The organism is Myxococcus eversor, from assembly GCF_010894455.1.
GTDB lineage: Bacteria > Myxococcota > Myxococcia > Myxococcales > Myxococcaceae > Myxococcus > Myxococcus eversor.
Map to the genome: position 1 here is coordinate 189,433 of NZ_JAAIXY010000015.1, position 13,735 is coordinate 203,167.

10 protein-coding genes are annotated in these 13,735 nt (G+C 69.2%); 5 read left to right on the forward strand and 5 right to left on the reverse strand.

The genetic code is table 11. The annotated features are described in order from the left end of the window. Positions 1-36: 36 nt before the first annotated feature. Together G4D83_RS28360 and G4D83_RS28365 are read left to right on the forward strand one after the other, a co-directional pair. The gene (locus G4D83_RS28360) at positions 37-1,113 is read left to right on the forward strand and encodes a DUF1521 domain-containing protein (RefSeq protein ID WP_163867975.1); all 1,077 of its coding nucleotides are present in this window, start codon (positions 37-39) and stop codon (positions 1,111-1,113) included. A gap of 50 nt (positions 1,114-1,163) precedes the next feature. Then, complete coding sequence (locus G4D83_RS28365) at positions 1,164-1,694, forward strand: tetratricopeptide repeat protein (RefSeq protein ID WP_240356700.1); 531 nt, start codon at positions 1,164-1,166, stop codon at positions 1,692-1,694. Positions 1,695-1,758: 64 nt separating this feature from the next. Here the strand turns inward: G4D83_RS28365 and G4D83_RS28370 are convergent, their stop codons facing one another. Then, positions 1,759-2,808 carry an FHA domain-containing protein gene (locus G4D83_RS28370; RefSeq protein ID WP_163867976.1) on the reverse strand — a complete coding sequence of 350 codons (1,050 nt, stop codon included), beginning with the start codon at positions 2,806-2,808 and terminating at the stop codon, positions 1,759-1,761. A 34-nt stretch (positions 2,809-2,842) separates the two neighbouring features. Next, entirely contained in the window at positions 2,843-3,904 is a 1,062-nt protein-coding gene (locus tag G4D83_RS28375) for a tetratricopeptide repeat protein (protein WP_176438082.1), read from the reverse strand. Between the two features lie 101 nt (positions 3,905-4,005). Between G4D83_RS28375 and G4D83_RS28380 the strand changes: the two genes are divergently transcribed. Further along, a complete protein-coding gene (locus G4D83_RS28380) occupies positions 4,006-4,512 on the forward strand; it encodes an outer membrane beta-barrel protein (protein WP_163867977.1) in 507 nt (168 codons plus the stop codon). Here the strand turns inward: G4D83_RS28380 and G4D83_RS28385 are convergent. Continuing rightward, positions 4,509-5,315, reverse strand: coding sequence for an RDD family protein (locus tag G4D83_RS28385; protein WP_163867978.1), 807 nt, complete (start codon positions 5,313-5,315; stop codon positions 4,509-4,511). The genes G4D83_RS28380 and G4D83_RS28385 overlap by 4 nt on opposite strands. Positions 5,316-5,592: 277 nt before the next feature. On the opposite strand from G4D83_RS28385, the gene G4D83_RS28390 reads away from it, so the two are divergent. Beyond that, complete coding sequence (locus G4D83_RS28390; RefSeq protein ID WP_163867979.1) at positions 5,593-8,715, forward strand: cyclic nucleotide-binding domain-containing protein; 3,123 nt, start codon at positions 5,593-5,595, stop codon at positions 8,713-8,715. A 3-nt stretch (positions 8,716-8,718) separates the two neighbouring features. Here the strand turns inward: G4D83_RS28390 and G4D83_RS28395 are convergent, their stop codons facing one another. After that, positions 8,719-10,575: a hypothetical protein gene (locus G4D83_RS28395; protein ID WP_163867980.1), complete on the reverse strand. Its 1,857-nt coding sequence runs from the start codon at positions 10,573-10,575 to the stop codon at positions 8,719-8,721. 44 nt (positions 10,576-10,619) lie between these two features. On the opposite strand from G4D83_RS28395, the gene G4D83_RS28400 reads away from it, so the two are divergent. Beyond that, on the forward strand, positions 10,620-12,179 hold the full coding sequence (locus G4D83_RS28400; RefSeq protein ID WP_163867981.1) for a bifunctional metallophosphatase/5'-nucleotidase: 1,560 nt from the start codon (positions 10,620-10,622) through the stop codon (positions 12,177-12,179). A gap of 79 nt (positions 12,180-12,258) precedes the next feature. Here the strand turns inward: G4D83_RS28400 and G4D83_RS28405 are convergent, their stop codons facing one another. Further along, positions 12,259-13,713 (reverse strand): DUF1570 domain-containing protein, encoded by a 1,455-nt coding sequence (locus G4D83_RS28405; protein ID WP_240356701.1) that lies wholly within the window; start codon positions 13,711-13,713, stop codon positions 12,259-12,261. Positions 13,714-13,735 lie beyond the last annotated feature (22 nt).

Here is a 13,735-nt window from a genome sequence, read left to right on the forward strand (position 1 = left end):
TCAAGCGTGGGATTCCCCGAGATTCGGGAGGAAGTCATGACGAGTGTCAACCAGGCTGGCAACGCTCCCCGTACCACCAGCACCGGCAGCACGAAGGTCGGGCTGAGCGATACGGAGCTGACGAAGAACCTCGGCCTCATCGAGAAGACGGTGGAGAGCGCCTTCGCGGACATCGAGTCCGCTGTGAAGGCGCTGAACCAGCTCAACGAGAACTCGTTCGCGGCCGGGGCCCCCCGTCCTGGCGACACGGCCTCCAGCGCGGGCACCGGTGGCGCGTTCCCGACGGAGAAGCCGGTCATCACCGCCGACACGTTCCGCCCGCCGGACAAGCTGAAGGTGGACGACAAGGGCACCATCACCACCCCGGGCGGCTACAAGATTGAGCAGCTGGGCCAGTTCGAGTGGAAGATCTCCGGCCCGGACGGCAAGAGCACCCGCATCTGGGGTGACCCGCACGTCGACGAGAGCGACGGCGGCAAGTTCGACTTCAAGCGCAACACCACGTTCCAGTTGCCGGACGGCACGGAGATCGGCTGCACCACCGTGCCCTGGGGCAACGCGGGCATGACGGTGACGGGCAAGCTGAACATCACCAACGGCGCCGACCACATCGAAGTCACTGACATCGACAAGGGCAAGGGCAAGGTCAGCGAGCTGAAGAAGGACGGCTACGAGACGCAGGTCGCCTTCCAGTGGGACGACACGTTCAAGAACAACAGCCGGGACTTGCTCGTCATGGGCAAGAACTCCGACGACTGGGCCAACCAGAACAAGGAAGTCGTGGGCGACGACGGTGGCGGCGCCACCTTCAAGCACGGCAAGGACCTGGAGTTCGAGTACAAGGAGACCCCGTCGCTGCTGACGCTCCTGCCCGAGCCCGCCGCGGACAAGAAGGACGCGTCCAAGTCGGATGTGTCCGCCGAGCGCGACCAGCTGATGAAGAAGATCAACGACCAGGTCAACCGCGCCATCGCGGAGCTGGGCAAGCCCAAGCAGTCCGAGGAGGAGCAGCCCCTGGACGACCGCTTCACGTCGGTCACCAAGCTCTTCAAGGCCCTGGATGAGATCAACTCGCTGAATGATATGGTCAAGCCTCGGAACATCTTCTTCTGACCTTGACCCGTAGGTAGAGGGGCCCTCCCGGGGCCCCTCGCGAGGTGGCCGTGAGCGGTAGACCGGAGAGTGGCGACCCGTCGAACGTGCGGATTCCAAAGGCCCTGACGGAGAAGCTCATCAAGGGTGAGCTCCAGTTGGGTCAGTTCCTCGGGATGACGCGCGAGCGGCTCTTCGGCTACGCGGCCGCAGGCCACAAGATGCTGCAGGCCGGCCGCACCCGCCTGGCCCTGGATATCTTCCAGGGCCTGGTGGCCGCCTCACCCAAGGAGCCCGCCTTCCTCACGCAGCTGGGCGCCACGTATCTGACGCTGGAGCGCACCGACGAGGCGTTTGACGCCTACCAACGAGCGCTCGCGGTGGATGCCTCCAACGGGGACGCGCTGGTGGGCCGTGGTGAGCTGCTCTTGCGCCGGGGCAACATCCCCGAGGGGCTCAAGGACCTGAGCCGCGCGATTGAGTTGGATCCGTCGCTCAAGAAGCGCTCCACCCAGCGCGCACGGACCACGCTGCTCGCCCTCAAGACACAGGCGGAGCAGATCAAGGGCAAGGGACGCCCGGCGTCCTCGCCCAAGAAGTAACGGCTCACCGAGGGGCTGGGGCAGCGAGGGGCGCCTTCACCCGGGCGCTCCCTGCCCACGCCTCTCAGGCGCCCGCCACCACGGCGATGAGCAGCACCAGGAACACCAGCCCCACCACGCCCATGACGACGAGCGGGACGAGCTTCTGCTTGTCCTTGAGCGCGGCCATGACTCCGCCCCGCGCCTCGTCGGGGAGGGCCGTCTCGGCGGAGGGCTGGATGGGCTCCTCCGGCTCGGGCGGCAGGGGCTCGGGTTCCGGCTCGGGCTCGGGCTCGGGAGGAGCGGGCTCCGGTTCGGGAGGCGCGGGCTCGGGTTCCGGCTCCGGAGCAGGCTTCGCTTCCTTGCGCGCGGGGCGCTGGGGCGAGGGGGGCGGGGCCTTCTTGATGTCCGTGGCGAGCTGGACCTGCTCCTCGGCGGGCTCGCTCGGGTCCACGTAGAGGAAGCGGGTGCCGCCGACCTCCAACTCGTCGTTGTCCTTGAGCGCCTTGCGATTGACGCGCTTCTTGTTGACCTTGATGCCGTTGCGGCTGCCCAGGTCCTCGACGTGGGTGCCGGACCAGTCGCGGCGAATCTTGGCGTGCTTGCGAGAGGTGAGGTCGTCCTTGAGGACGATGTCCGCCTCCTTCTCGTCACGACCGATGACGAGCTCCTTCGCGTCGGCGACCTCGATGCGCTCGCCCTCGCGCGGGCCGTTCATGATGCGCAGGTAGCGCTCCTCGGCGCTGGACAGCCCCCGCATCACGTCCTTCAGGTTGCCTCGGGCAATGAAGGACGTCTTCTCCGAGTTGACGTCGCCGTTGAGCTCCGTCATCCGCTCGTACTTCACGTCGTACTGGGCGATGGCGATGACGTCGCCGTTGCGCAACAGGCGCTTCTCGCCCTTGGGCAGCGGCTTGCCGTTGATCTGCGTGCCGTACGCGCTGCCCAGGTCCTCGAGGAAGAAGAGGTTGCCCTCCTGGACGATGCGGGCGTGGTTGCGCGACACCGCCTGCTGGGCGAGCACCACCTGGCAGGACTTCTCCCGCCCCAGGGTGATGACCGAATCGTCGAGGACGAGCTCGGTGCCCTTGGCTCCGGCCTCGCTGCGCTGCGTGACGGTGAGACGGACGCTCATCGAGGGGGTGGTACCTGCGGGAACCGGCGGGGCATCAGAACGTCGCGTTGCTCAGGTACTTCTCGCACGACTGATACTCGGTGGGGAACTCTTCCGACGTCGCGTACTTCAGGAAGTTCTTGCAGGCGATTTCGGCGTGCTCGTGCTTGTTGGCGTCCTGGAAGAGCTCGAAGAGTCCGTAGTGGCAGGGGGCGAACTTCGCCTCCAGCTTCACGCACTTCTTGTAGGTGGTCTCCTCCTCGGCCAACAGGCCCTTCTCGCGGAACTGGCGGGCCAGCATGAAGAGCGCCGGAGCCGAGTTCTCCGCCTGCTGCGTGTCCTTGACCTCCTTGAAGGCCGCGTCCGTCAGGGCCGCCTTGCGCTGCGCCAGGGCGAGGTTGTTGATGCAGTTGGTCGCCTTGGGGTTGAGCTGGGTGCAGTTGGAGAAGGCCTCGCGCGCGTCCGCGTAGCGGCTCAGCTCCATCAGCGTGTTGCCGTAGTCATGCCACGCGTCGGGGTTGTTCGGGTCCAACGCCACCGACTGCCCCATGGCCTCCGCCGCCTCCTCGAACTGGTCCTCCGCGAAGGCGATGATGCCCAGCGTGTGGTGCGCCGCCGCGAGGTTCGGGTTGACGGCCAGCAGGGTGCGCAGCTCCTTCTTGGCCTCCGTGAACTTGCGCATCTTCATCAGCGTGTACGCCAGGTTGTATCGTGTTTCCAGGTTATCCGGATTTACCTTGAGGGCGCGGCGGAAGTTGTCGTGCGCCTTTCCGTAGGCGCCTTCCAGGTTATAGAGGGCGCCGAGGTTCTGGTAGGACTGGAGGTGTTCCTGGTTGTAGCGGAGCGCCTTGATGAAGTGCTTCTTGGCCTCGTCGTTGTTGCCGTTGGCCATGGAGATGAGGCCCTTGTTGGCCCAGAGGTCCGCGTACTGGGGGGAGAACTCCAGGCCCAGGTCGCAATAGACGTCCGCGCGGACCATGTCACCGTTGTTGATTTCCTGGGCGCACAGCTCGTTGTTGATGAGCGCGCGCTCATGCGGCGGCGGCGTGGTGAGGCAGCCAGCGAGCGGGAGCGTGAAGACCAGGGATAGCGCGGAGGCAAGGCGGGCAAGACGCATGGCCGGGCGAGTGTAGGAGAGCGCCCCCCTCCCGTGCAACGGCCGGGCGGGCCTGAATCCGGGCTGATTTCCGAGGGTTGCACCGGTTAGAGTGGACGCCCATGCGTACCTTGCTCTGCACTCTCACCTTCACCCTGGCCCTGCTTGGGGCCGCCCCGGCTCACGCCCAGTTCTCCAATCGCAGCCTTGGGCTGTCGCTGGGTTACATGGACTTCAACCGCACCAAGGGGTTGGACGACGCGTTCTTCGTGGGCATCGACGCCAGCCTCTACATCGAGAACGGCTTCGAGGTGGTGTCCCTGTCGAAGATCGCCTTCCCGAAAGCCAACGACAAGCGAGTGGTGGCCCTGGCCCCGTCGCTGGGCCTGCGCTACCTGCTGCTGGAGGAGAGCATCCGCCCCTACGTCGGCTCCGACATCAGCTACCTCGTGGTCTTCAAGGACAGCACGAGCAATTTCGTGGGCATTGGTCCCAACGTGGGCGTGGACTTCTTCACGTCGGACTCGGTGAGCCTGGGGGTTCGGGCGCAGTACAACTTCTACATCGCGTTGAACGAGAAGACGCAGACGTCGCTGACGCTGTCGGCGGGTGTGGCGGCGTACTTCTAGAGGCTCGTGCCCAGGGCCCGGGCGCGCGGTGGTTGAGCGCCGCGCGCGGCCTTGGGGGGTATCAGGGCGGCGGCCACCAGCAACGTCCACTTCTCGTCGGAGAGGTGGTCCGGCTTCTCCATGGCCAGCGCGTCCTGCAGCCGGGCGCCCAGCGCGGCGAACAGCCGCAGCCGGGCCTCCATCCGGAGCTCCTCGCGGCGCAGGGCGGCGGTGAGCACCAGCTCCCGCTCCTCCGTGGACAGCTTCTTCACGCGCGAGACGAAGAGCGGGTCGGCCAGGAGGCCCTCCTCGCCGGAGGCGTTGATGGCGGAAGGCACCTTCAGCCGCCGCTCGCGCACGACGATGGTGCCGGCCAGCATGTCCCCCAGCCGCTGCTGTGAGCCGGAGACGAGCGCCGCCACCCCACCCACCAGGTAGAAGAAGGGGAGCCGGTCCACCGGACGGGCCAGGTTGCGCAGGGCCGCGTGGTAGAAGCCGATGCGCACTCCGCTCTCCTGGATGACCCGCAGGGAGAGGGCGCGCTTGCCCACCGTCTGCCCGCTCCATGCCGTCTCCAGGGTGATGCCGTAGCCCCAGTCGACCAGGAAATAGACGACGATGCCCAGCGCGCTGGCCAGGCCTGGAAATGCGGCCATGACGACGCCCAGCCCCATCATCACCGCCAGGCTGATGGTGAGGACGATGATGGAGTCGAGCAGCCACGCCAGGAAGCGCGAGTACAGCCCCGCGAGGGTGAAGCGGAACTCCACGTACTCCGGGGTGAGCACCGTGTGGGTGCCGTCCAGCAGCGTGTCGGTGGCCATCGTCACCGGCGCACTGTAGCCGCGTCCCCGGGCCCGTGGGGGACGTCGAGGTCGCTCCAGGTATGTCCCGCTGATACCTTGGAGCTCGGCACCCGGTGGATCCCGGGAGCCAGCCACGCCGTGGAGCCCGGTACCCCTTTGAGCCCGGAATACCTGTCGCAAGGCGCCCGCCCGAGCACCAGGCAAGGGGCTCCCATGGGGGGCGCGGGCAGACGGGCGACTGTGTTAATCATGGTTGTCGGGGTGGTGGGGTAGCCTCCCCGCCCCTCGCGAATCCGTGCCCCCCTCCGACACTTCATCTTGGAACCGTCGCCTGTGGCCGGCGGCTGCCTTCCAGTTCGCGCTCATCGCCGGGGTGACGCAGCTGAAGACGGCGGCCAACGCGCTGGTGCTGTCGCGCTTCGAGTCGCAGGCGTTGCCCTACCTGTACCTCCTGGGGGCCCTCATCACCGCCGCCCTGACGGTGCTGCCGCGCTTCAAGCCGAACTCGCCGTTGGACTCGCCGGGCGTGCTGACGGGGCTGGGTGGGGTGGTGGCGCTGGGGCTGGCGGCGGCGCTGTCCGCGGGGCAGCGCACCCCGGCGCTGGCGCTGTACCTGTTCGCCGACACCTTCTCCACCTTCGTGTCCTTCCGGTTCTGGGCGCGCATGGCGTCGGCCTTCGACGCGCGCGAGGCCCGGCGGGCCTTCACGGCGCTCAATGGCTTCGCCATGGGCGGCGGCATCGTCGGCGGCCTGCTGGTGCAGGGACTGGCCGAGCGGCTGGGCACTCCCGCCATCGTCGTGAGTGGCGCGCTGGGCCTCCTGGCCGCGGGCGCCATCTTCCACCACCTGTATCGCGGCGTGCCTCCGCCGCCTCCGCGCGGCCGGCCGGCCCCCACGTCGTTCATGGCGTTCAGCTACCTGGCGGAGAGCCCGTACGCGCAGGTGCTCGCGGCGCTGGGCATCTCCTTCGCGGTGCTGTCGTCCTTCGTGGACTACCTGTTCCGACTGCGCCTGGAGGGCACGCTGAGCGAGGACGCGCTGACGGCGCTCTTCGGCTCCCTCCAGCTGTGGATCGGCATGTTCTGCGTCGCCTTCCAGCTGCTCCTGACGCAGCCGTTGCTGCGGCGGCTGGGGCTCTTGCGCTACGTGGCGCTGGTGCCGCTGGTGCTCGCGCCGCTCGCCGGGGCCACGCTCGTCACGCCGAGCCTGGCGCCCGTGCACCTGCTGCGGCTGGTGGAGACGGCGGTGAGCTACTCCATCCTCCCGGTGGGCATCCAGTTGCTGTACGCGGCGGTGCCGGATGACCAACGCGAGGGCCTGCGCGTCGCGGTGGACGGGCTGTTGCGAAAGAGCGGCGTGGTGGTGGCCGGCCTGCTGCTCATCGGCGCGGGGCGCGCGGCCACGGGCGCGACCATGGCGTTGGCGGTGATGGGCATGTGCCTGGGGCTCGTGCTGCTGCTGGTGCGACTCAGGCCCGCGTATGTGGCGGCCCTGGGCGAACAGGTGGGCGCGGCCGAGGACGAGGAAGTCGCCCTGGATGGCGAGGAGGAGCAGCGCCTCTTGGCGGAGGCCCTGTCCGCGCCCACGCCGGACCGGGTGCTGCGCGCGGTGGACCTGATGGAGCAGGCCGAGGTGCCGCTGCGTCAGCACCTGCCCGCGCTCTTGCGCCACCCGCACGAGCGGGTGCTGGAGCGGGGCGTGGCCCTGGCGCTGGAGCTGGACGCGCGGGAGCTGGCGCCGGTGCTGGAGCGACTGGTGGAGGAGGGACCCCGCCGCCCGAGAGACCAGGCCGTCTGGGCCCTGGCGCGGCTGTCTCCGGAGCGGGCCGAGCGGCTCTTGCCGGCGCTGCTCAACCATCCGGACGTGGGGCTGCGGTGCGCGGCGATTGGCGCGCTGGTGAAGACGACGGGGAGCGCGGTCGCGCTGGCGTCGCTGCAGGAGTTGATCGCTCGCGGCGAGGGCGCGCCCGTGGTGGAGCGACGCGAGGTGGCGAAGCTCCTGGGCAGGCTCCAGGACCAGCGCTTCACGGACGCGCTGGCGCGCTACCTCGATGACGGCGACAGCACGGTGCGCCGCGTGACGCTGGCCGCGGTGGGGGAGGGTGGCTATGTGGACCTGGCCCCCCGGCTGTTGCCGTTCCTGACCTGGCGCGAGGAGCGCAAGACGGCCCGCGAGGCGCTGGTGGCGCTGGGCGACGTGGTGACTCCGCTGATGGAGGAGCACCTCAACAACAAGAAGGCGCCCCTGGCGATGCGCCTTCAACTGCCTCGCGTGCTGCGCGGCATTGGCACGCCGGCGGCGCTGGACGCGCTGTTGTTCTCCAACGTGCGGGACGATGCGTCGCTGCACTTCCGCATCGGCGCGCAGCTGTCGCGGCTCCGGGACGAGCACCCCGAACACCCCGTGGACGTGGACCGCGTGCGCGAGGCCCTGGTCCGGCGACGCGACGTGTACCGCGCGCTGGTGGGCGCCTACCGCGACGTGCGCGCGGCGCTCGGGGATGGCTCCCTGCTGACTCGCGCGGTGGGGGACCGGCTGGACCAGGCGCTCGAGCTGTCGTTCTTCCTGCTGGGGCTCCTGGACTCGTCGCAGCGCATGCGCGGCATCCACTACAACCTGGTGGGGCAGGATGCGCGGCGGCGCGCGCTGGCGCTGGAGCTGCTGGAGAACCTGCTCTCGGAAGAGGACCGCGAGCTGGTGATGGAGCAGGTGGAGGCGCACCACCGCGAGTTGCCGCTCGGAGCCTCGGGGCGGCTGTGGCGCAGGCTGGCGGCGCTGGTGCAGAGCGAGGACGTGGTGCTGCGCGCGTGCGCTCGCCACGTCGCGCGGGTGAATGGGCTGGATGTGCTGCCGCAGGAGGGTGAGTTGAGCGACCGGATTGTCCAACGGATGTTCGCCCTGGAGGGCGTGAGCGTCTTCTCGCAGAGCGACGTGGACGACATCGCCGCCATCGCCGCGGTGGCTCGCGAGGGCTCCTTCCGCGCGGGTGAGCGCATCTACGCGCAGGGCGACCCGGGTGACGCGCTCTACGTCATCGTCGAGGGCGCCATCGACGCGTTCCACGACGGCGAGCACGTGCTGCGCTTCCAGGGCAAGCAGGCCTTCGGTGAGGTGAGCCTGCTGGACGGTGCGCCGCGCCCCACGGACATGGTGGCCGCGGTGGACACCCGCGTGCTCATCATCGACCGGCGCGACTTCTTGGATTTGCTCGCGGACCGGCCCGAGCTGCTCACCGGCTTCTTCCGCGCGGTGAGCCTCCAGCTCCAGGCGCTCATCGCGCTGCCCGACTCGCGCGAGACAGGAGAGCGCCTGGAGATGACGGCGCCCCTACCTCCGACGGCTCCGCCGCTGCCCACGGGCCCCGCGCCAGACTCCCCCGAGCCGACCGAGAAGCGCACGCGCGGCAAGGACGCCTGAGCGTCACGCGCGGATGGATTCCTCGAGCGGTCCGGGGACCCGGGGGCTCGAACCGGAGTGCGTGCCCTGTCCCTCACGGACGCGTCTGGCGTGCTCCTCTCGGAGGATGTGCGCGGACGCCACGGGGATGAGCGGGCGCACGAAGAACTTCAACGGCGCGAACGAGCCCACGAAGCGCACCAGCGCCAGCCCCGCGTAGGCCCAGGGATGCCGCTCCACCGTGGACACCGGCACGAAGACCTCCGTTGTGCGCCTGCTCCACATCTCGCCATAGCGTTGCAACACCCTCCACCGCAGGCCGGGCATTCGGGTGGTCATCCAGGTCCACGCGCGCAGGAACCAGGGAGGCCGCTGGCCGGCCAGCGGCTCCCACGCCTGGGCGCTCTTGGCCGCGGTGAACACCATCAGCCACCACCCGCCCCACAACGAGGTGATGACGGTCAACACGGGACTGCTGAGTCCCAGACAGAAGAGGGGCGAGACGAGGAAGGCCGCCGCGGGCACGCCCACCGCGAAGAGGATCATCGCCCGGATGCGACGGTGCACCTTCTTGCGCATCCACGACACATTGAGGCGGATGTACGGCGTCATGGCGTCGTCTTCCGGCTCCACGCGCGTCAGCAGGCTCGCCTCACGCGAGATGACGTCGTGGTAGTCGCGCGACAAGGCGATGACGACCCATTGGGCAAGCTGCATCGCCGCGAACAGCGCCACCCAGAACGAGATGCCGAACACGGAGTAGCCATTGATCTTCAGGCGCGAGAGCCACCCGCCTTCACGAGGCGCCTGGGGTGTCGACTTCGAGGGCGCGGACTCGGGCTTGTCCGCCTCCAGGGGTGCGGACTCTGGCTTGTCCGCCTCCGAGGGAGCGTTGTCGGCCCGCGTGCCCCTGATCTTCTTGGGCTTCACGCTGGACGCGTCCGAGGAAGCGCTGGAGATGGCCTCGACCACGAGGGCCAGCACCGCGTCCGAGACCTCGGTGCCCGAGTCCGGGTTGTTCGCGGCGGCCTCGATGTCGCGAACCCGTTGCTCCAGGTTCAGCGCGATGCGGCCCTCCGCGTCCGTCGCGACCTCCGACGGTGCCCGTGGATCCTTGGTTTCGTCGGACGCTCCGGCGGCCGAGGGGGCCACATCCGCCTTCTTCTCCTGGGCGGCCGGTTCGTGTTCCTCGACCGGCCTGGCCAGCGCGCCGGTGTCGGCCTCCGGGTCTTCGTTCGGGGCCGCATGCGCGTCGGCGGCCTGCTCGGAGGGCTTCGCGTCGGCCTCCGCGTCCTGGGGCGGGGGACTGTCTTCGTCCGTTTCCTCCGGCGGCTCGGCTTGGGCCTGGGAATCTTCGTTGGTGCTGGGGGCCACGGGAGCCGCGGGGGCCTCCCGGTTCTGGCGGCGTTGCTTGCGAAGCTCGCGGGCCACCTCCCGGTCCGCCTTCCTCACCTTCTGCTCCGCCACCGCTGTCGCGACCTTCTCGAGGGCCTTCGACAGCTCAGCGGAGGCGGCTTTGTCCTGGGAGTCCTCCACCACATCGGCGGCCTGCTTCGCCGAGCCCATGCAGGTCAGCGCCAGCGCCAGCGCGACCACGGTCTGCATCAGCCCCACGCGCAGGTACTGCCGGCGCGCCACCGGGTCTCCCAGCAGGGCCCGGGCAATATGAAACGGAAGGCTCAGTCCATGGATGAACTGTCTCACCCGCCCCCGAGGAACCACCTCCGAACCCTGCTCCTGGTAGTGGGTGGCGCCCTTTTGCAGCTCTTCCCAGAAATGCTGGGCAAGTACGCGGCCGGTCTGGTGCTTTCCGCTCGCGGCGTCCTGCTGCTGCTCCCCTCGTGGTGAGGGTGGGCCCTTGGGGTCCTGTTCATCCGACACGCCAGTCACCGTATCACGTCCCGAGTTGTGCTAAACGGCGCGCTGTGAGCTCGAACCCCTGCTACCGCCCCCGTCCCTCCCGCCAGTCGCGCCTTTCCGGCGTGCTGGTTCTCGCGCTCGGCGCCCTGGCCGGCTGCGAGAAGAGCAGTCCTCCCCCTACCGCCCCCGTCGCCGAGCAGCCCGACGCCGCGCCGGCGAAGCCCGTGGTGCCCAGCGAGGTGACGTTGCTCGTCACTGGTGGCACCTTCGGTCAGCTTCAGCCCGTCGAAGGCAAGGGTGGCGCCGCCGAGTTGCTTGGTCACTGGGTGAATGACGAGAAGCACTGTCCCGGCCCCGTGAAGGATGGCCAGGCGACCTGCGCCGACTCCGGCACCCTGGCGCTCGCCACGGGTGACCACTGGAACGGGCCGGCCCTGTCGTCCTTCTTCCTGGGCGCGCCCACGGCCGAGGTCATGGGCCGCATGGGTTACGCCGCCTCCGCCATGGGCAACCATGAGCTGGCGTTCGGCAAGGAGGCCTTTCTCAAGAACCGCGCCTCCGGCGGCTTCCCGTTCCTCGCCGCCAACCTTCGCGTGAAGGACCCGGCGCTCGCGGGTGACATGTCGCTGCCCGCGTTCCAGGTGTTCGACCGTCGGGGCCTGAAGATCGGCGTCGTGGGTCTCGCCTCGGAGAAGACGGTGCGCACGGCGATGGCCGGCCGCGCCGAGGGCCTGGAGGTGACGGGCTATGAGGAGGCGCTCAACAGCGCCATCCCCGAGGCCCGCAAGGCCGGCGCCGACACCATCGTCGTCGTGGCCGACACGTGCGTCACGGAGCTGCAGCCCGTCGTCGCCAAGCACCCCGAGTGGAAGCTGGCCGTCGTCGCCGGTGGCCGTTGCCCGGAGCAGGTCTACTCGAAGGAGAACGGCGTCATCTTCGCGTCGTTGGACCGTGGCTTCGCCAAGTACCTGCGCGCCCAGATTCAGTTCGACCCGGCGAAGCCCGCTGGCGAGAAGGTCACCAACATCGAGGGCAAGCTCGTCGACGTGGCCGGTGGAACGCCGGACGCCGAGACGGCGCAGCTGGTCGCCAAGTGGAAGGCGCAGCTCGACGAGGTGCTGGGCCAGCAGATCGGCTTCACCAAGACGGGCATCACCCAGGCCTCCCCGCAGATGGCGAAGTGGATTGGCGGCGCGGTGCGCGAGTCGCTTGGCACGGACGCGGCCATCCTCAACAAGGGCGGCATCCGCGGCGATTTGCCGGCCGGCCCGGTGACGCGCGGCAGCATCTACTCGGTGATGCCGTTCGAGAACTCGCTGCTCGTCGTGAAGCTCAAGGGCGAGGACCTAGCCAAGCAGCTCGCCAACCCCAACGCGCTCGTCTCCGGCTTCACCGCCGCGGGCAAGAACAAGTTCAAGGACGCGAAGGGCAAGCCGCTGGACCCCAAGAAGGAGTACTCCGTCGCCACGGTGGAGTACCTGTACTTCGGCGGTGACGGCTTCGAGTTCGAGAAGCTCGCCCCGGAGCCCACCGAGACGGGCATGGCCTGGCAGACGCCGGTGGTGGATTGGACCAAGCAGCTCGACTCCAACGAGAAGAAGCCGCTGGAGAAGCAGCTGAAGTAACCCACGGCGGTCCGCGTGGTCTCCGAGGCGCCGGTCGGGCCCCCTTCCAGGGCTCACCGGCGCTTCGTCGTTCCGGCCGCTACTCGCCGCCCGCGGGCGACGACGCGGCGGCGGGGGAGGAGCCGCACACCGCCTCGTAGCGGGCCAGGGTGTCGTGCACCGTCTGGCGCAGCCGCTCCGGTGTGCCCTCGTAGAGCACCTCCACCGCGAGCTGCTGCGTGGCGAGCGCCTCCTGGCAGCGGCCCAACTGGAAGAGGATGGTGGAGTAGGTGTCGAGCACGCTGGCGTTGCCCGGCGCCAGGGCCACGGCACGCTGCGCCGCCGCCAGTCCCTTCTCAGGCTGCGCGGTGCGTGCGTAGAAGCGAGCCAGCCCGTTCTGCGTGCCCACGCTGTCGGGCACCAGCTCCGCGGCGCGCAGGCGGGCCGCCTCCTGCTCCTCGGTGGCGTAGCCCGCGGCGTCCAGCGCCTGGGCGAGCGCGTCCCACGCGAGGCCACTCTCGGGCCTGTTGCTCACCAGCTCCCGCGCGAAGCCGAGCTGCTGGTCCGGGTCCCCCATGGAGCGGATGCGCAGCAGCGCCACGGTGAGATTGCCCGGGTCCTCCTTCAGCGCCTGCGCCATCTCCCACTCCGCCTTCTCCAGGCGGACTTCGGCGGGCGCGGCGCCGGGCGTCATCAGGATGAGGCGCGCGCGCACGGCGTGCACCTCCGCGGGCTCCAGCGGGCGGATGCGGATGTCGCTGGAGACGGGCACCAGTGGCGCGGTGATGCGCGGGTAGTGCACGTGACGTCCACCATGGGCATAGGCGTGGACCTGGCCGGCGATATCCTTCACGCCCCGGAAGGATGCCTCCCAGGCGCTCCTCGGCTCCTCGCCGCGCATGAGGCGCTTCTGGAAACGCTCGAAGCGCTCGGAGTGCTGGCTGATGAAGAAGTGCACCCAGAGCCACGCGGAGGCGTAGTACTGCCGCGACTCCGCGCCGCTCATCAGGCCGCGCCGGTCCCACTCCCACAGCTCGTCGAGCGTGCGCCAGCCGCTGCGTTTGACGTGGGCCAGGAACGGGTCATGGAGCGTGCCGAGGACGACCTCCTTCCGCTCCGGTCGCAGGGTGATGGTCTCCAGATAGGTGGCCAGCCCTTCGGACAACCAGCGCGGCTGTCGCACCAGGGCGAACTGCGAGAGGTAGTGCGTCAGCTCGTGCGCCTGGGTGGAGATGTCCGCCGCGTCCTCGCTGAGCGCGTAGCTGTTGCCCGCCATGACGAGCAGGGGGCCCTCGGAGGTGGTGGCGGAGAAGCCCTCGATGCCGACGTTGGTGAACTCAGACAGCTCCCGGCGGTTGCGCAGGACGATGACCTCCACCGTGCCCGGTGGGTCGAAGCTGCCGCCCCACGCCTGGAGCAATCCCTGTCGCAGCATCTCCAGCTCGCGCGCCGCGCCCTCGGCCGTCTCGGTGTCCAAGTCGGTGCGGATGCTGAAGTGGGGGCTGCGCACTTCCACCCAGGGGCGGCCGCCCTCCAGGGGACACAGCGCTCGCATGGAGCTGCATCCCGATAAACAG